Here is a 16829-nt window from a genome sequence, read left to right as displayed (position 1 = left end):
GCGCCGGGCCAGATGTGAAAAGCCGGAGGGGACTTCCGGGCAACAGATAAAAACATTCGGGAAAAATATCGTGTTGCTTGCACCGCCTGCACGCAGGCTCTACGTGTCGGGACGCTTAGTGGCGCCAGGTGCCACTGTCTGCCAATCCGCGCCGGCATGGCCCGTTCTTTCGCGGGGGCCGGCGCCTCATCATTCAGGGGATTATCCAATGGGTTACCGCGTTGCGGTGGTGGGTGCCACCGGCGCCGTCGGGCGTGAAATACTCAAGACACTGGCCGAGCGCCAGTTCCCGGTGGACGACATCGTGGCGCTGGCCTCCGCCCGGTCGGCGGGACAGGAAGTGTCATTCGGGGAAAAGCGCGTGCTGAAGGTGCGCAACCTCGAACATTTCGACTTCACGGGCTGGGACGTCGCCCTGTTCTCGCCCGGCGGGTCAGTATCGGCCAAGTATGCCCCGCGCGCGGCAAAGGCCGGGTGCATCGTGATCGACAACACGTCGCACTTCCGCATGGAACCCGACGTCCCGCTCGTGGTGCCGGAGGTCAATCCCAATGATGTGAAGAAGGCGAAGCGCGGCATCATTGCCAACCCCAACTGTTCCACCATCCAGATGGTCGTGGCGCTGAAGCCGCTGCATGACCTGTTCACGATCCGGCGCGTGGTCGTCGCGACGTACCAGGCCGTTGCCGGCGCGGGCAAGAGCGGGATGGACGAACTGTTTACCCAGACGCGCGGCAGCTTTGTCGGCGACCCGGCCGAAGCGCAGCAGTTCACCAAGCAGATCGCCTTCAACTGCATCCCCCACATCGACCGCTTCATGGATGACGGCGCGACCAAGGAGGAGTGGAAGATGGCGGTGGAGACGCGCAAGATCCTCGACCCCGACATCTCCGTCTTCGCCACATGCGTGCGCGTGCCGGTGTTCATCGGCCATGCCGAGGCCGTCAGCGTGGAATTCGAGGAACCCGTGGACCTCGAACGCGCGCGCAGGGCCCTGCGTGACGCCCCCGGAGTCGTGCTGCATGACAAGCGCGAGGATGGCGGGTACGTCACCCCCGTCGAGGCGGTGGGCGAGGATGCGACCTATGTCTCGCGCCTGCGGATCGACCCGACCGTACCGAACGGACTCGGCTTCTGGTGCGTGTCCGACAACCTGCGCAAGGGGGCCGCGCTCAACGCCGTTCAGATCGCGGAAACAATGATCGCGCTTGACCTGCTGGGCCATCACTGGCAGGGCTGAATACATGCCTTTTTGGCGCGGATCAGCCATGCGTCCGCGCCAATGCTTGGATCAATACATTCGGGGCGTCTCTCAACCTCGTGTTCCGGGCCTGAGTTGACCACACCCACCGGGGGGCGTAGGACCGAATAATACAAGGCAACGGAACAAACCGAAGCCATAACAGGGAAATTGACGAGACGACCATGCAGGATGTCCGTGATGCGCTCTATGTAGGGCACCGAAGCGACGGAACTCTGACCAGGCGGCCAATGTCCCCGCACCTCCAGGTCTACCGCTTCCGTCTTTCCATGTTCCTTTCGATCGCGAACCGCGCGGCGGGTGTTGCCGCCGCTGCCGGTTCCGCGCTTGGCATCTGCTGGATCAGCGCTGCCGCAAAGGGACCGAAATCATTTGCCAAGGTCCAGAAAGTGACCGGCCACCCGCTGGGCAAGCTTGCCCTCGCGGGCTGGGCGCTCGCGCTGGTCTATCACTTCGTGGCGGGGATTCGCCACCTGATGTGGGACAGCGGCGCCCGCTTCGACAAGAAGGAAATCAACGAGGACGGCCCCATCGCCGCGGGCGTGACCGTCGGCGTCACGCTGGCACTGGTTGTCAGCATCCTTGGCGTCGCCGCCTGCCGTTCCAAGAAGAGGGCCTCCTGACATGAGTACTTCGCACAAACCGCACATCACCGTCATGCGTTCGCAGCTGTCGCGCGCGCGCGGGCTGGGTTCGGGCAAGAGCGGCGTCGCCCACTGGTGGGCCGAACGCATGTCCGCCGTGGCGCTGGTGCCGCTGTCGGGGTGGTTCGTCATCCAGGTCTTCCGCCTTGCGGGCGCGTCCCAGCCGGAAGTCGCGCAGTGGGGCGGCAGGCCCGTCAACGCCACCATGATGATGGCGCTGGTGATCCTGACCTTCTACCACACGCAGCTGGGCCTGCAGGTCATCATCGATGACTATGTGCATGGCAAGGCGCATGTCCCGGCAAGCCTGCTGATGAAAAGCGTGGTTTTCCTGCTGGGTGTGTTCGGCGCGATTTCCGTTCTGAAGCTGGCGCTTGTCGCGACGCGCGGGCGAATCGCCGCGAACTGACGCGCGCGCCACGCCACCGGCAAGACAGAGACATTCGCGGACTGGCGGTCCGGACAAACCCGCCCGGCAGTCCGAACGAGCATCGGGACACGTCCAAACAATGAATGCGATCACATCCCCAATCCCCGGCAATTACAAGATCGTCGATCACGCCTATGACGTGGTCGTGGTCGGTGCCGGCGGTTCCGGCCTCCGGGCCACGCTTGGCATGGGTGCCGCCGGTCTGAAGACCGCCTGCGTCACCAAGGTTTTCCCCACACGCAGCCACACCGTCGCGGCCCAGGGCGGCATCGGTGCGTCGCTTGGCAACATGGCCGAGGACAACTGGCGCTGGCACATGTACGACACCGTCAAGGGGTCGGACTGGCTCGGTGACCAGGACGCCATCGAATATATGTGCCGCGAGGCCGTGCCCGCCGTGCAGGAACTCGAACACATGGGTGTTCCGTTCTCCCGCACCGAGGACGGCAAGATCTACCAGCGCCCGTTCGGCGGGCACATGCGCAACTATGGCGAGGCCCCGGTGCCCCGCGCCTGCGCCGCTGCCGACCGCACGGGCCATGCCATCCTGCACACGCTGTACCAGCAGTGCCTGAAGCATAACGTCGAATTCTTCGTCGAATATTTCGCCATCGACCTGATCATGGACGAAAAGGGCGCATGCAAGGGCGTTGTCGCCTGGTGCCTTGATGACGGCACGCTGCACCGCTTCCGCGCGCAGATGGTCGTTCTGGCGACGGGTGGCTATGGCCGCGCCTACCACTCCTGCACCTCCGCCCATACCTGCACCGGCGACGGTGGCGGCATGGCGGTGCGCGCGGGCATCCCGCTGCAGGACATGGAATTCGTGCAGTTCCACCCCACCGGCATCTTCCCCGCAGGCTGCCTGCTGACCGAAGGCTGCCGTGGCGAGGGCGGGTACCTGACCAACTCCGAAGGCGAGCGGTTCATGGAACGCTATGCGCCGACGGCCAAGGACCTCGCCTCACGCGATGTCGTCTCGCGCGCCATGACGATCGAGATCAACGAAGGGCGTGGCTGTGGTCCGAACAAGGATTACATGCTGCTGCACCTTGAACATCTTGGCGCGGACCTGCTGCATGAACGCCTGCCGGGCATTTCGGAAACGGCCCGCATCTTTGCCGGTGTGGACGTGACGAAGGAACCGGTGCCGGTGCTGCCGACGGTGCATTACAACATGGGCGGCATCCCCACCAATTACCATGGCGAGGTCATCCGCCCCACCGCCGACGATGTCGATGCGGTCGTGCCCGGCCTGATGGCCGTGGGCGAGGCCGCGTGCGTGTCCGTGCATGGCGCGAACCGCCTGGGCACGAACTCCCTGCTTGACCTGGTCGTGTTCGGCCGTGCCGCGGCGCAGCGTGCAGCCCAGATCATCAAGAGCGCGGAAACCATCCCGCCGCTGCCCCCCGGTGCGGGCGACAAGGCGATCGAGCGTTTCGACCGCCTGCGCAACGCCAAGGGCAAGACCCATGTCGCCGCGATGCGTTCGAACCTGCAGCGCACGATGCAGAAGCATGCCGCCGTATTCCGCAACACCAAGAGCCTGGCCGAAGGTGTGGAGAAGATCGCGCAGATCTGGAAGGAAGTGGACGATATCTCCATCTCCGACCGTTCGCTGATCTGGAACAGCGACCTGATGGAAGCGCTGGAGTTCGAAAACCTGCTCGCCAACGCCACCGTCACGATGGCCGGGGCCGAGGCACGTCACGAAAGCCGCGGCGCGCAGGCGCATGACGACTATCCCGATCGTGACGACAAGAACTGGATGAAGCACACCGTCGCCCACATGGACGACAAGGGTGGGGTCACGCTGACCTATCGCCCCGTGCACATGAAGACGCTGACCGATGACGTTCAGGTCTTCCCCCCCAAGAAACGCGTCTACTGAGCGCGCGGCGGAAAGGGAACGAGACGATGGTCGAATTCAAACTGCCAAGAAACAGCACGGTGGGCACGGGGCGGACATTCACCGCCCCCCCCGGTGCGACGAACGTCAAGTCATTCCGGATCTATCGCTGGAGCCCGGATAACAACGACAACCCCGTGATCGATACGTACGAGATCGATCTGGACCGTATCGGTCCGATGGTCCTTGATGCGTTGATCCACATCAAGAACGACATCGACCCCACCCTGACCTTCCGGCGGTCCTGCCGCGAGGGGATCTGCGGATCGTGCGCGATGAACATAGCGGGCGAAAACACGCTGGCGTGCCTCAAGCCGATCCGCGACCTGCAGGGTGATGTGCCGATCTATCCGCTGCCGCACATGCCGATCGTCAAGGATCTGGTGCCCAACCTCGACGGGGCCTATGCGCAGTTGCGCTCCATCGACCCGTGGCTGAAGTCCGACACGCTGCCGCCGCCCGACAGCGAACGGCTGCAGAGCATCGAGGAACGTGCCGAACTTGACGGCATGTGGGAATGCATCCTGTGCTTCTGCTGCTCCACCTCGTGCCCGTCGTACTGGTGGAACGGGGATCGCTACCTCGGCCCGGCCACGCTGCTTGCGGCGTATCGCTGGATCGCAGACAGCCGCGACGAATATGCGGGTGACCGCCTCGACGCGCTGGAAGACCCGATGAAGCTGTATGCCTGCCGCACGATCATGAACTGCACCCAGACCTGCCCCAAGGGTCTGAACCCGGCCAAGGCCATCGGGCGTCTGAAGGAACTTCAGATGGAACGCAAGGGCTGATCCCCCGAGACATGGTCCCACGGCGCATCCTGCCGTGACGGATTGACGAACGAAGCGCCGGATGGGACATTCCGGCGCTTTTTTCGTCTCTGCACCCATGAAAGGATGCGCCCGTGTTCGATGGAACCCTGTCCAGCGCGTCAGGGCGTGGACGCGCCTGGATCGACAGCCTGTTCGTCGATCATGCGATCCTGCGCATGACATGGACGAACTTCCGCACCGTCATCCCCGGCCGGGTCTATCGCTGCAACCATCCCACCCCATGGCGCCTGGCCATGGCGACGCGGCGGCTGCACCTCAAGACACTGGTCAACCTGCGCGGCCACCGGCAATGCGGATCCGATGCGCTGTCGCGTGATGCGGCACGCCGCCTGGGGCTGCGGCATATCGACATGGCGTTCGAAAGCCGCAACGCCCCGCACCGCGACCGGATCGAACGGTTCGAGAAGATCTACCGCTCGCTCACCTTCCCCATGCTGATGCACTGCAAGTCCGGGGCGGACCGCACCGGCCTTGCCGCGGGCCTTGTGCTGCTGTTCGAAGGGGGGACGGCGCGTGACGCGCTGCGCCAGCTTTCGTGGAAGAACGGGCATTTCAACAGTTCGCGCACCGGCGTGCTCGACGCGTTCTTCCTGCGCTACCAGGCCGAAGCCGAAGGGCGCATCCCGTTCATGCAATGGGTGCGCACCGAATATGACGAAGACCGCCTGCGCCACGATTTCCGCGCCGGCAAAATCGCGGCCTTCCTCAATGACAGCGTGCTGCGCCGCGAATAGGGGGCTTCAGGCCGTCGTCGCCATCGAACGCACGAGGTCCAGCACACGCCGGCGCACCGCAGGGTCGCTGATGCGGTAATAGGACCTCACGAGGTCGATCGTCTCCCGCCGCGACAGCAGCGCGAGTTCGTTGCTGGCGAACCGGTCGTCCCCACCCTCTGGCTGGGCCGGGGCGGGCGTGCCGCCAAACGCGCCCCGTGCCTCGGCAAACGATTCGACGGGCATGGACGATGCCTGCGGGAGGGCGGCCTCATCCGGCATGCCGTCGAAAAAGAATGCAATCGGCACATCCAGAACCCGCGCCAGGTCATACAGGCGCGACGCACCGACGCGGTTGGCCCCACGTTCATATTTCTGCACCTGCTGGAATGTCAGCCCCAGCGCCGTTCCCAGACGTTCCTGCGACATGCCGAGCAACGTCCGGCGCAGCCGGATCCGGCTGCCTACATATACGTCAACGGGACTGGGAGTACTAGACAACTTGTTATTCACTACAGATGCCCTATGCCAGAAATACGATTTTCTGATAAATCATCACTTAGTTATATATTAAACAAAACAGTTATAGGATTCATTATTAACCTTTTGTAAAGGGCGAAATTATATCCTCACCGCGGCACGTCGAATAACCCCCTGTGATTCAATCTGTTATGACTGCCGCATAAAAGGTGCTTTTTGGTACCTTTTTGTTGCAGTCTATTTCAGCATCCAATAGATCGGATTTTTACAGATTGTCAGGCGTGGCGATCCTAACGGCACGCATTACGAATCGTTCCTGAACCCATATGTTACAGCTATGTCAGGAACGCCCGGATGCCGGCCTGTTGCGCCATCCGGCCGTCATCCCCGCCGCCAGCAGCCCGAACGCCAGCAGCACCGGGACCAGTCGGCCCCAGCGCGCGAAAAAGGGCGGCAACAGCGCATCAGGCATCGCCCGGACGATCACCCCCGTCCGGTCCCATCCCAGTCGCACCACCTCATGCCCGTACCCATCGAATATGGCGGAAATGCCCGTGTTCGCGGCCCGTGCGATGGGCAATCCTTCTTCCACCGCGCGCATCCTGACCGCCGCCAGATGCTGGCGTGGGCCGGCACTGTTTCCGTACCAGCCATCATTCGTGCTGTTGAGCAGCCATGAAGGCCGGTCATGCGCATCGACCGTCTGGCCTGAAAAGATGACCTCGTAACAGATCAGCGGACCAACGGGGGCGATGCCCGGCACGTGCCATGTCCGCACGCCACTGCCCGCCGCCATGCCATCACCCGGCACCACATGAAAGGGCAGCAGGGCGGGCTGGTATTCCCCGAACGGTACCAGGTGCGATTTGTCATACAGTCCGCCCACCTGCCCGTCGGGGGGCAGCAGTACGGCCATGCTGTTGCGCCAGCGGTCCTGCTCATCCTGCCGCAGGGTGCCAATCACACCGGCCACCGCCCCCCGCCCGGCCTGCATGATCATGCGCCGGGCGATCGCGTCCTCCAGCAGCAGGCCGGGAAATGCGGATTCCGGCCAGGCGAACACGACGGGCCGCCCCTGTGTTCCCTGCGACAGGGCCTGCCCCACGCCATCATGGGTCAGGGTGAGGTAGCGGCGGAAAATAGCGACATCCTCGTTCCCGGCCATCTTTTCCGCTTCGGGCACATTCCCCTGCACCAGCACAACCACGGGATTGCGGCCCACGTCACGCCCCCGCACCCCGGATGAAAGGCGGGCCGCCCCCGCCCCCACCCACAGCATCAGGGTCGCGGCGATAACCATCCATCCCCGCCGTCCCCACAGGGGGGCAAGCGCCAGCACCACCGTCAGCAGCGTCAGGCCATCGACCCCGATCCATGCCGCAGGCTGGATCATCACATCGCCCGCCACGCCGGGAAATTCCCAGACACTGCCCGGCGGGTTCCATGGAAAGCCGCTGAAGATGAAGACACGCATCATGTCGGCCAGCGTCCATGTCGCCGCCAGCACAAGGCCACGCGCCACGCCCGCAGGCACGATCCGCGACAGGGCGGCTGGAATCGCGGTGGTCGGGGTCAGGATCAGCGCGCATCCCGGCGAGGCCAGCGGCACCAGCCACCAGAACGCATCGGCGCGCAGCATGATCGCATCGGTCAGCCAGTACAGCCCCGCCGTATGCATCCCCAGCCCGAACATGAAGCCGCGCCGCGCCGCCACGCGCCAGTCGGGGGCGGCGTCGATCATGCGCATCAGGATCGGGAAACACAGCGCCAGAACCGGCACCAGATGGACCGGCGGCAACGCCAGCGCCCCCAGCGCCCCGACCAGCAGCATCGCAACATCCGCGCGCCAGCCAGCAAGGCGGGGCAGTGCGTCATGCCATGTGCGCAAAACGGTGGGAAGCTTCATTCCGGCGCAGGGATATATGGCAAACCGCCCTGCCCCGGCGCGTCAGTCAAGGGCGTCACGCAGGCGACGTTCGTAATGGCGGTAATACTTGTCCGCCAGCAGTTCGCTTTTGACCAGCACGGCAACATCGGTCGTGTTGAACTGCGTATCGATCACCGCGCCATCGCCAACATACCCACCCAGCCGCAGATATCCCTTGATCAGCGGCGGCAGTCCGGCAAGGCAGCGCCGGTGGTCAAGCGCCTGCGGATCACGGCGCAGCATTTCCACCCGCCGTTCAGGCAGCGCGCGCACGCGCAGCGCGGGCGGGGCAAGGTGGTTGTGGTAGAGATAGGTCAGTTCGTTGCTCAGCGGTTCGGGATCCGTCCCCGGCAGGCTGGCGCAACCGAACAGCACGTCGATACGGTGCAGGAAGATGTAGGACGCAATCCCGCGCCACAGCAACTGCATCGCCGCGCGCCCGCGATAGGCCTGATCCACGCAGGAACGCCCGACCTCCAGCAACCGGCCGGGAAATTCCGTCAGCGGCGAGATGTCATATTCATTCGAGGAATAGAAACGTCCCAGCTTCTGCGCCGCATCGCCCTGCATCAGGCGATAGGTGCCCACGACCCCCTTCGCGCCAGAGGAAATCGCATGGTCGATCACCAGCAGGTGGTCGGCATATTCATCGAATTCGTCGATGTCACGCCGCAGCCGCCGCGTCCGTTCATCAGGCTGGGCGCCCATTTCTTCATAGAATACGCGATAGCGCAGGGCCTGGGCTGCATCGCGTTCCTCATCCGTGCAGGCGATCCGCACCCCGAGGTTGCCGCCACGCAGTTCGGGAAAGCCGTTGCGCTCCAGATCCAGCGTGGACAGGGAGTGCATGATTTTCTCGGCGCTCATCGTTTTGACCTGCCTCCCGTGCGTGCCGGCGGCGACGGCGCGGCGGTATCCTGTCCGGCGTCGGCAGGCCGCTTGCGCGCGAAAAGCTCCAGCCGGTGGGAAACGAGGTCGAAGCCGAGGTCACGCGCAATGCGACGGATCAGTTCGGCATGCTCCCTGTCCTCGAACTCGATCACCTTTCCGGTCTCGACATCGATCAGATGATAATGGTCGCCTTCCTCGGTCGCCTCGTAACGGGCACGGCCACCGCCAAAATCGCGGCGTTCAAGGATGCCCTTTTCCTCCAGCAGACGCACGGTGCGATAGACCGTGGCCACCGAAATGCGCGAATCCAGCTGGGCTGCGCGCCGGTACAGCTCTTCCACGTCGGGATGGTCCTGCGCTTCCGACAGGACGCGTGCGATGACACGCCGCTGCCCCGTCATTTTCAGGCCCCGCTCGATACACATGCGCCCGATGCGCGATTCCATTACATCACTACCTGCTGCCATGGTTACAGGCGTAGCCCATCATCAGATCGATTGTCCAACGACACCGTCATCCTTCACGCCTGGTCCGCGCCCCGATCCTTGGTTCCCAGCCCGATCTTGCGTGCAAGCTTGGAGCGGTGGCTGGCGTAGCTGGGTGCGACCATGGGATAATCGTGCGGCAGGCCCCAGCGTTCGCGATATTCTTCCGGCGTCATGTTATAGGCCGTCTTGAGGTGACGCTTGAGCATCTTCAGCTTCTTCCCGTCCTCAAGGCAGACGATGTAATCGGGGAAGACCGATTTTTTCAGCGGCACCGCCGGAACCGGCTTTTCAGGCACGGCCTCGACCTTGCCGAGCGAGGACATCGTTTCATATACCTGATGAATCAGGTCCGGCAGCGTCTCGGCATCGAGTGTATTGCGTGCAACATACGCGGACACGATTTCGGCGGTCAGTTCCCGCAATTCCACATCCGCTGTTTCGTCAGCCATCAACTTGGTCCTGTCAGTAGAAATACATGCATCTTATATAAATAATCCGGACAAGACCGCAACCATACCCATGAAGGAATATCAGGTAACATGCCCGGTATTGATGTTGAGGAAATAGATATCACCCGCGACGTCTGTCCCATGACATTCGTGCGCACGCGACTTGCACTCGACCGGCTTGCGCCGGGGGGACGATTACAGGTGCGCCTGCGTGGTGACGAACCGCTGGACAATGTCAGTCGCAGCGTCAGGCTGCTCGGCCATGAAGTCGCCATGCATGAGGCGCAGGACGACGGACTGACCCATGTCCTGCTGATCATCAAAAAAATGTCATAACGTCGGCCATGCGCCCGACTCCGCATCCCGTGCGGGCATCACGTCGCGCGCCATGACCTGCGCATCGGACCCGTCGGGGTAATAGCCACGCCGACGCCCCACCCCGTCAAAGCCCGCATCACGGTACAGGGCCAGCGCGGCGGTGTTGTCCACGCCCACCTCCAGAAACAGGCGCGCGGCCCCCTGCCCCGCCGCCATGTCCACCATCCATGACAGCAGCGCACGCGCCAGTCCGCGCCGCCGGAATGCGGGATCGACCGCAAGCGTCAGGATTTCCGCTTCGTCAAGGACGGTGCGCACCATGATGAAGCCGGCCACCACCTGCCGTCCCCCGTCCTGCGCCACGGCCACGCCCAGCGCCACGCCGGGCATCGCCAACAGGGTTTCAAGCGCCGGGGCATCCCATTGCTGGTCCGGGGCAAAGGACGCCGCATGGACCTGCGCCAGCGCCGGCAGGTCCGCCATCGCGGCAGGCACGGCCACGACCGGGCCCGTGGCGACATTCATGCGTTGTCGTCTGCCTTGCGCGGCGGTGGGCGCAATCCCGCCGCGGGCAGCTTCGCCTCCGGCGGGTCAACATACAGTGGCAGCACCGCACGCGGCGCCAGCACCCCCTCACGCCGCAACAGTGCCGCGCGCGCAATGGCGCAGGCGTCGGGCCGCGACAGCGGGGCAATGGTCACATTCGCCCGTCCCCGCGCACAGGTGGCCGCCACGTCGGCAGCGGCACTCCCGCCCAGCAGAAGCGGGCCAGACGGCAGGGCGGCGGGATCATCGAGCATCACGGCACGGACCTCCCCGTCCCCCCGTCCAGCCTGCGCCGGAATGGATTCGACAAAGGCCCGGCCGCGCCGCGCAACGGAGCAGCACAGGATCCGCGTCCCCGGCGCAGCGACCTGCGCGCGCAGGGAATCGGCCAGGGCCTCGCCCGTCGTCACCCCCACGACCTCACATCCCAGCCCCAGCGCCAGTCCCTGCGCAAAGGCAATGGAGGCACGCAGGCCGGTGAACGATCCCGGCCCGACCACCACGGCCACCATGTCCAGCATCGGCATGGTCCAGCCACATTCGGCCATCAGGTCACGCGCCAGCAGGGGAAACCCTTCCGACCCGCCGCGTCCCTCGGCCTCGTGCCGATGTTCGGTCACGCACCCTTCGGGCGTGATGCGCACGCAGGCTACAATGGCACGCGCCTGTGCCCCGGCCTGCGCGCCATCCAGAACCAGCACCCGCATGCGTCAGGCCATCACGCAGGCATCGTCGAAAGCAAGGCGCGGCGCGCGCGGCGTATCGAACCCATGATCGGCGTAACCAAGGTTGACAAGGAAATTGGCCCGCCAGCCATGGGCATGCAGGAATGTTTCCTCCACCATCATGGCGTCGAACCCCGACATCGGCAGCGCATCCAGCCCCAGCGCACGGGCCGCCATGATCAGGTACGCCCCCTGCAGCGTGCTGTTGCGTATCGCCGTCTCCTCCGCCAGGCCCACATCGGCGGCGAACCACGACCGCACGCCCGGTTCGGGGTTGAGGACATCCATACGGTCGAAAAACAGCGGGTCCCACGCCACGATTACCGTGACCGGCGCGCTCATCACACGTGCGACGTTACCTTCCGACAGGGCGGGACGCAGGCGTTCGCGGCTGTCATGCGTGCGCAGGAAGACGAATCGCGCGGGACAGCAGTTGCCCGATGTCGGCCCAAGCCGCACCAGGTCATACAACTGGTGCAGCGTCTCTTCCGTTACGGGACTTTCGTTCCATGCCGCGGGCGTCCGCGCGGCACGGAACAGGATGTCCAGCCCGGCATCATCAAGAACCATGAAACTTTCCCACCCCGGCGTATCAGGCTTCGACCTGTTCGACCGATACCACTTCGGGGACGTAATGGCGCAGCATGTTTTCCACCCCATGCTTCAGCGTCGCGCGCGATGACGGGCAGCCCGAACACGCCCCCTGCATCGTCAGGCGCACGATCCCGTCGCGATAGCCGCGAAAGACGATGTCGCCGCCATCGCCAGCCACGGCCGGACGCACGCGCGTATCCAGCAATTCCTTGATCTGCTTGACGATTTCCTCGTCCCCCGGCGCGATCGCGTCTTCCACCACCACGGCTTCCTGCTCGACCGGGGCCTGCCCGGTGGCGAGATAGTCGGCAATGGCGGACAGCACCTGCGGCTTCAGGTCATCCCAGTCCACGGCGTCGGCCTTGGTCACGGCCACGAAATCGCCACCGAAAAACACCCGTGACACGCCCTCAAGGTCGAACAGGACCTCTGCCAGGCGGGAACGGCCCGCCACGGAATCCGCGTCAATGAAGTCCGCCGTCGCGCCATTGGGCATGATCTCGCGCCCGGGCAGGAACTTCAGGGTGGCGGGATTGGGGGTATCTTCGGTTTCTATGAACATGCTGCGGTCTTTCCCGACAGATAGAGGAAGGCGGATATCTCTGGTCCTGTTAGCATCCAGATGTACCGTGGTCCACGCCAGCACAACCCCCGGTCACACGATAAAGGCCGCGGCATCCCCTCCGGGCGTGCCGTCACGTCAGGACGCCGCCACCTTGCGCTCGGTTGCGGGCAACGTCCCCTGCCCCGCACGCGGCAGGATGATTTCCGCGCACAGGCCGCCACTGTCACGGTTATAGAGGCGCAGGCTCACGCCCTCGCGCATGATTTCACGATTGACGATCGCAAGGCCCAGCCCCATGCCGCCGGTGGCGCGCGAACGTGATCCCTCCACGCGGTAGAACGGCGTGGAAACACGCGAAAGCTCCGCCTCCGGCAGGCCGGGGCCGTCATCCTCCACCCGGATGCGGATGCTGTGCGCCTCGACCTGCAGCACGACATGCGCGTTGCCCCCGTAATTCAGGGCGTTGTCGATCAGGTTGCCGATCACCCGCTTCATCGCCAGCGGCCGCACCACCGCCAGCGCCTGATGTGGTCCTTCATAGGTGACGGGCCTGCCCTGGTCGGCATCATCATCCACGCGCGTCGCGATGATGGAGGCAAGGTTGACCGAACGCGCCGGTTCGGGATCATTCTCCCCCGCCAGATAGGCGAGGACGCCTGCAATCATGGCCTCCATCTCAGTCACGTCGGCCTCGATTTCCGCCTGCGCCGCCGCGTCCTCCAGAAACCCCGCCCGCAACCGCAGGCGCGCCAGTGGCGTGCGCAGGTCATGCGACACAGCGGCCAGAGCCTCCGTCCGGTCGGCGATCAGGCGGCCTATACGCTCCTGCATCGCATTGATGGCGCGCGCGAGGTAGCGGACCTCCCGCGGGCCCTTGTCCTCCAGCGGGACCCACCGGCCCGAACCCACCGTATCGGCCACCTGCGCCAGTGCCCGCAGCGGCATGCTGAGCGCGCGCACCAGCATGCCCGCCGCCAGCAGCACCGCACCGGCCAGCACGGCGGCGGAGACGATGCCCCGGCGCATATGATGTGGCTGCAGCAGGTCCGGCGCACTGAAGCCCATGAAGCTGCCATCGGGCAGGCGCAGCACGCCACGGATGTCGGATGTGGCCGTCACCGTGCCCGCAAGGTTGAGCACATCGCCCTGAAACGCCGGCACGCTGCCGGCCACACGTTCATGAAGGCCGCGCAGGGCCCCCGGTTCGGGACGGACCACGCCTTCCTGCGCGCTGGTGCGCCAGTCGATGGTCAGGTCGGGGGTGGACAGCATGGCCGCCAGCACCATGCGTTGCGATGTGGGCGTCGCCGCCAGCACGCGCGCATCGATGACCAGCCGTTCGCTGACCTGATCCAATTGCGCGTCGTCGATGGTGTAGGTCTCGGCCTCCTCATAGAAGACCGAACTGCCAACGAACACCAGCGCGACCGCCGCAAGCAGGACGAACATCACCCGCCACACCAGTCCACGCGGCCAGAGCGTGATGCGACGCGACGCGGGCGCGTCGGACAGGGCCTCTTTCATGCCTGCCTGCCGCGATTACCCGGAGACTGTTCCAAAAACCCGCCCAAGAAACATCCTGCAAATTTTCAAAAGTTTTTGGTGAAGCTTTTTCCAAAAAGCTTCAAAGAACACCGCCTTTTTTGAAAAAAGCCGGCACCCAAAAACTTTTATTCGTTTTATCGAGAGGCCGTCTTTTCAGACACGCTCCACCTCGGACGTGAAGATATAGCCCATGCCGCGCACGGTGCGGATCAGGTTGTCGGCATCCGCGCCCAGCTTGCGCCGCAGGCGGCTGACGAGCACGTCCACGCTGCGGTCCGACACATCGCCCAGGCGCGTGCGCGACAGTTCCAGCAGCCGGTCACGCCCGATCACACGCTGCGGATTGTCGAGAAAACTGGTCAGCAGGTCGTGCTCCGCACCGGAAATCTCCACCGCCGCCCCCGACGGGTCCGTCAGTTCACGGCGGCGCAGGACCGCACGCACACGCGCCAGCAGTTCCTTCTGCCCGAACGGCTTGGGCACATAATCATCGGCGCCGAGTTCAAGCCCCAGCACACGGTCGAGTTCCTCCCCCCGGGCGGAGACCATGATGATCGGGACCTCGCTGACATCCGCGCCCCCGGCCGGGACCGTCCCCTCGCCCGAGCGCAGGGCGCGGCACAGGTCCAGCCCGTTCGTGCCGGGCAGCATGACATCAAGGATGATCAGGTCGGCAGGCTGCGCCACCAGGGCGTCCCACATTTCCGATGCATCCTGCACACCGCGCACGCGATAGCCGTCGCCCTGCAACGCCCGCACGATCAGGGTACGCATGCCCGCGTCGTCCTCGACAACCACGATACGGGCGGGAAGATCAGGATCAACAGATGGATGTGTGGTCATGCCTGGCAGTATTTCCCTGAAATTCGAACAATGATCGCTGAATGTGCAGCTTTCACCTTATCCAACGTGCGGATGGGGCAAAAGGGTGCGTCATATGTCATAAAATGTCAGGAACCGACGGCCCATGTCCGCAAACGACAACGGCGGGAGGAGGCTGTCATGCCCCCTCCCGCCGTCTGGGAAGCCTGCCCGGAAAAATCATGAAAGTTCTGGGGGCCGCCTTTTCTTTACAAGGCGGCGTTCCCTGAAGCTTTCTGGGAAAAGCTTCACCAAAAACTTTTATGCGTTTTATCAGGCGGTTATTTCACAATCCGTCTTCAGGCCGGTGCGCCAAGCTTCACCACCCAGAACTGCGCGATGTCCTGCGCGCCATTGTCGCCACCCACGCTCTTCAGCGTCGTGATCGCGGCTGCCTTCTGTCCGGCGGCAGCCTGCGCCAGACCCAGATGCAGCTTGGCGATGTTGATGTCGGTCGGGCCCTTGGCGATGCCCGCGTTCATCAGTTGCAGGCCCTTGTCCGCCTGCCCGAACGTCACGTAGTTGTAGCCGGTCGTCAGCAGCGCATTGCCGTTGGGGACCTGCTGGGCCTGCGTTTCCGCCGTGGCGATGTTCGCCTTGCGGTCCGCCACCGTCTGGACGATCATCTGCTTCAGCCGGTCTTCACGCGCTGCACCCGCGTCATGACCCAGGACGTTGGTGCTGTAGCACTCGTTCATCACGTCAAGCGCGATCTGCGGCAGGCCCGCCTGCATCGCCAGTTCGGCAATGTCGATATATTCCGCCGGGGTCTTCACCAGGCCCGCCGCTAAGCGGACGCGATCGACATCCAGCCGCAGCGCCGGGGACATGTGCGGGTTGCTCAGCGCCGAATGCACCACCTGCGCCCAGTAGTCGGGCTTGGGGTAATAGGTCGCAAGCGCCACATAGGTCTTCATCAGCGCCGCCTGGTCATGCGTCTGCGCCTGACACGCGGCAAGAAGCTGAAGCTGGTTTTCCGTCGGCTTGGTGCCGGCCTTCATCTCCGCATCGATCTGCGCCTGCTGCGCGCGGGCGGCGTTGGCGTAATCCTTGCCCACGTAATAGGCCTGGATCAGGATCGTGTACATCTGCGGATTCTTGCCACCCGCCTTGATATATTTGTCGGCCACCTGTGCCGCGCGGGGATAATCCTTCGCGGTGTAGGCCATCGACGCCTCGGCCAGCGCCATCTGTTCCTTGGTGGCCGCAGGCGTGCGGTTCGAGGCGATCAGCTTGTCATAGGCGGAGATGGCCGCCGTGACATCGCCCGACTGCGCCGCGACGGCCGCGCGCATCTGCTCGATGGTATAGGATTCGTATTCGGTCTTGCCAGACACGGCGTCGGCCGCGTTCACGGCGGCCATCGCCTCTGGGTATTTATGGGCGGCAAGGGCCGTCTGCGCGGTCTGGAGGTTCTTGCCCACCTTCTCGCCCAGTACGTCGGCGGCCTGCGCGGGCTGGACCATCAGGAACACGGACAACGGCAATGCCGTCACCGCACCGGCCAGCAGCATGGCACGCGCCCGGAACGACGATTTCAGATTAGTGGTTTTCAACGTGAGTGTCCTTTCCATGAATCGGTCATGACCCGTAATCGCGGACCGCGCCGCGCATGGCCAGAATGACAGCGCAATATTCACCGCTCTGCAA

Annotated in this window: 18 protein-coding genes and 1 pseudogene; 7 read left to right on the top strand and 12 right to left on the bottom strand. The window is 64.2% G+C overall.

The features are described 5' to 3' along the window. Nucleotides 1-208: 208 nt before the first annotated feature. From CFR72_RS06095 to CFR72_RS06070, 6 genes are all read left to right on the top strand, one after another. Complete coding sequence (locus CFR72_RS06095; protein ID WP_110913107.1) at nucleotides 209-1240, top strand: aspartate-semialdehyde dehydrogenase; 1032 nt, start codon at nucleotides 209-211, stop codon at nucleotides 1238-1240. 251 nt (nucleotides 1241-1491) lie between these two features. Beyond that, complete coding sequence (gene sdhC, locus CFR72_RS06090) at nucleotides 1492-1884, top strand: succinate dehydrogenase, cytochrome b556 subunit (RefSeq protein ID WP_227744617.1); 393 nt, start codon at nucleotides 1492-1494, stop codon at nucleotides 1882-1884. 1 nt (nucleotide 1885) lies between these two features. After that, the gene (gene sdhD, locus CFR72_RS06085; RefSeq protein WP_110096199.1) at nucleotides 1886-2314 is read left to right on the top strand and encodes a succinate dehydrogenase, hydrophobic membrane anchor protein; all 429 of its coding nucleotides are present in this window, start codon (nucleotides 1886-1888) and stop codon (nucleotides 2312-2314) included. A 100-nt stretch (nucleotides 2315-2414) separates the two neighbouring features. Then, nucleotides 2415-4226 (top strand): succinate dehydrogenase flavoprotein subunit, encoded by a 1812-nt coding sequence (gene sdhA / locus CFR72_RS06080; protein ID WP_110913106.1) that lies wholly within the window; start codon nucleotides 2415-2417, stop codon nucleotides 4224-4226. Between the two features lie 26 nt (nucleotides 4227-4252). After that, complete coding sequence (locus CFR72_RS06075; RefSeq protein ID WP_110913105.1) at nucleotides 4253-5035, top strand: succinate dehydrogenase iron-sulfur subunit; 783 nt, start codon at nucleotides 4253-4255, stop codon at nucleotides 5033-5035. Nucleotides 5036-5148: 113 nt separating this feature from the next. Further along, entirely contained in the window at nucleotides 5149-5811 is a 663-nt protein-coding gene (locus CFR72_RS06070; RefSeq protein ID WP_110913104.1) for a tyrosine-protein phosphatase, read from the top strand. A gap of 6 nt (nucleotides 5812-5817) precedes the next feature. On the opposite strand, the gene CFR72_RS06065 is transcribed toward CFR72_RS06070, so the two are convergent. From CFR72_RS06065 to CFR72_RS06045, 5 genes are all read right to left on the bottom strand, one after another. Then, nucleotides 5818-6303: a helix-turn-helix domain-containing protein gene (locus CFR72_RS06065; protein ID WP_110913103.1), complete on the bottom strand. Its 486-nt coding sequence runs from the start codon at nucleotides 6301-6303 to the stop codon at nucleotides 5818-5820. Between the two features lie 307 nt (nucleotides 6304-6610). Then, entirely contained in the window at nucleotides 6611-8176 is a 1566-nt protein-coding gene (gene lnt, locus CFR72_RS06060; protein WP_110913102.1) for an apolipoprotein N-acyltransferase, read from the bottom strand. A 42-nt stretch (nucleotides 8177-8218) separates the two neighbouring features. Continuing rightward, nucleotides 8219-9064 carry a GNAT family N-acetyltransferase gene (locus CFR72_RS06055; protein ID WP_110913101.1) on the bottom strand — a complete coding sequence of 282 codons (846 nt, stop codon included), beginning with the start codon at nucleotides 9062-9064 and terminating at the stop codon, nucleotides 8219-8221. Then, nucleotides 9061-9555, bottom strand: coding sequence for a Fur family transcriptional regulator (locus tag CFR72_RS06050; protein ID WP_227744618.1), 495 nt, complete (start codon nucleotides 9553-9555; stop codon nucleotides 9061-9063). Before CFR72_RS06050 ends, CFR72_RS06055 begins: the two co-directional genes overlap by 4 nt. Before the next feature lie 53 nt (nucleotides 9556-9608). Next, entirely contained in the window at nucleotides 9609-10025 is a 417-nt protein-coding gene (locus CFR72_RS06045) for a MucR family transcriptional regulator (RefSeq protein ID WP_110913099.1), read from the bottom strand. A gap of 90 nt (nucleotides 10026-10115) precedes the next feature. Here CFR72_RS06045 and CFR72_RS06040 point away from each other — a divergent pair, with 90 nt between their 5' ends. Continuing rightward, on the top strand, nucleotides 10116-10361 hold the full coding sequence (locus CFR72_RS06040) for a sulfurtransferase TusA family protein (RefSeq protein WP_110913098.1): 246 nt from the start codon (nucleotides 10116-10118) through the stop codon (nucleotides 10359-10361). Here the strand turns inward: CFR72_RS06040 and rimI are convergent. The 7 genes and pseudogenes from rimI to CFR72_RS06005 all read right to left on the bottom strand — a co-directional run bounded on the left by rimI (nucleotide 10356) and on the right by CFR72_RS06005 (nucleotide 16764). Next, the gene (gene rimI / locus CFR72_RS06035) at nucleotides 10356-10868 is read right to left on the bottom strand and encodes a ribosomal protein S18-alanine N-acetyltransferase (protein WP_110913097.1); all 513 of its coding nucleotides are present in this window, start codon (nucleotides 10866-10868) and stop codon (nucleotides 10356-10358) included. The two genes, CFR72_RS06040 and rimI, sit on opposite strands and share 6 nt — an antisense overlap. Beyond that, nucleotides 10865-11596: a tRNA (adenosine(37)-N6)-threonylcarbamoyltransferase complex dimerization subunit type 1 TsaB gene (gene tsaB / locus CFR72_RS06030; protein WP_110913096.1), complete on the bottom strand. Its 732-nt coding sequence runs from the start codon at nucleotides 11594-11596 to the stop codon at nucleotides 10865-10867. The genes rimI and tsaB overlap by 4 nt, the downstream gene beginning before the upstream one ends. Nucleotides 11597-11599: 3 nt before the next feature. Continuing rightward, the gene (locus CFR72_RS06025) at nucleotides 11600-12184 is read right to left on the bottom strand and encodes a malonic semialdehyde reductase (protein WP_110913095.1); all 585 of its coding nucleotides are present in this window, start codon (nucleotides 12182-12184) and stop codon (nucleotides 11600-11602) included. Nucleotides 12185-12206: 22 nt separating this feature from the next. Then, entirely contained in the window at nucleotides 12207-12770 is a 564-nt protein-coding gene (locus CFR72_RS06020) for a NifU family protein (RefSeq protein WP_110913094.1), read from the bottom strand. A 138-nt stretch (nucleotides 12771-12908) separates the two neighbouring features. Further along, the gene (locus CFR72_RS06015; RefSeq protein ID WP_110913093.1) at nucleotides 12909-14297 is read right to left on the bottom strand and encodes an ATP-binding protein; all 1389 of its coding nucleotides are present in this window, start codon (nucleotides 14295-14297) and stop codon (nucleotides 12909-12911) included. Nucleotides 14298-14471: 174 nt separating this feature from the next. Further along, nucleotides 14472-15161: a response regulator transcription factor gene (locus CFR72_RS06010; protein ID WP_110913092.1), complete on the bottom strand. Its 690-nt coding sequence runs from the start codon at nucleotides 15159-15161 to the stop codon at nucleotides 14472-14474. Between the two features lie 317 nt (nucleotides 15162-15478). After that, nucleotides 15479-16764, bottom strand: a pseudogene (locus CFR72_RS06005) (hypothetical protein). Nucleotides 16765-16829 lie beyond the last annotated feature (65 nt).

Origin of the sequence: Gluconacetobacter entanii, from assembly GCF_003206495.1 — a bacterium.
GTDB lineage: Bacteria > Pseudomonadota > Alphaproteobacteria > Acetobacterales > Acetobacteraceae > Novacetimonas > Novacetimonas entanii.
The sequence above is the reverse complement of the archived record's forward strand: the minus strand, read 5'-3'. Positions and strand labels throughout refer to the sequence as shown.

Excerpts from the sequence above, each read along its gene's own strand:
- CFR72_RS06025 (WP_110913095.1), bottom strand. The coding sequence starts at position 12,184 with ATGGTTCTTGATGATGCCGGGCTGGACATCCTGTTCCGTGCCGCGCGG.
- sdhD (WP_110096199.1), top strand. The coding sequence starts at position 1,886 with ATGAGTACTTCGCACAAACCGCACATCACCGTCATGCGTTCGCAGCTG.
- CFR72_RS06045 (WP_110913099.1), bottom strand. The coding sequence starts at position 10,025 with ATGGCTGACGAAACAGCGGATGTGGAATTGCGGGAACTGACCGCCGAA.
- CFR72_RS06010 (WP_110913092.1), bottom strand. The coding sequence starts at position 15,161 with ATGACCACACATCCATCTGTTGATCCTGATCTTCCCGCCCGTATCGTG.
- sdhC (WP_227744617.1), top strand. The coding sequence starts at position 1,492 with ATGTCCCCGCACCTCCAGGTCTACCGCTTCCGTCTTTCCATGTTCCTT.
- CFR72_RS06075 (WP_110913105.1), top strand. The coding sequence starts at position 4,253 with ATGGTCGAATTCAAACTGCCAAGAAACAGCACGGTGGGCACGGGGCGG.
- rimI (WP_110913097.1), bottom strand. The coding sequence starts at position 10,868 with ATGAATGTCGCCACGGGCCCGGTCGTGGCCGTGCCTGCCGCGATGGCG.
- CFR72_RS06050 (WP_227744618.1), bottom strand. The coding sequence starts at position 9,555 with ATGGCAGCAGGTAGTGATGTAATGGAATCGCGCATCGGGCGCATGTGT.
- CFR72_RS06015 (WP_110913093.1), bottom strand. The coding sequence starts at position 14,297 with ATGAAAGAGGCCCTGTCCGACGCGCCCGCGTCGCGTCGCATCACGCTC.
- CFR72_RS06055 (WP_110913101.1), bottom strand. The coding sequence starts at position 9,064 with ATGAGCGCCGAGAAAATCATGCACTCCCTGTCCACGCTGGATCTGGAG.
- CFR72_RS06020 (WP_110913094.1), bottom strand. The coding sequence starts at position 12,770 with ATGTTCATAGAAACCGAAGATACCCCCAATCCCGCCACCCTGAAGTTC.
- sdhA (WP_110913106.1), top strand. The coding sequence starts at position 2,415 with ATGAATGCGATCACATCCCCAATCCCCGGCAATTACAAGATCGTCGAT.
- CFR72_RS06040 (WP_110913098.1), top strand. The coding sequence starts at position 10,116 with ATGCCCGGTATTGATGTTGAGGAAATAGATATCACCCGCGACGTCTGT.
- lnt (WP_110913102.1), bottom strand. The coding sequence starts at position 8,176 with ATGAAGCTTCCCACCGTTTTGCGCACATGGCATGACGCACTGCCCCGC.
- CFR72_RS06095 (WP_110913107.1), top strand. The coding sequence starts at position 209 with ATGGGTTACCGCGTTGCGGTGGTGGGTGCCACCGGCGCCGTCGGGCGT.
- tsaB (WP_110913096.1), bottom strand. The coding sequence starts at position 11,596 with ATGCGGGTGCTGGTTCTGGATGGCGCGCAGGCCGGGGCACAGGCGCGT.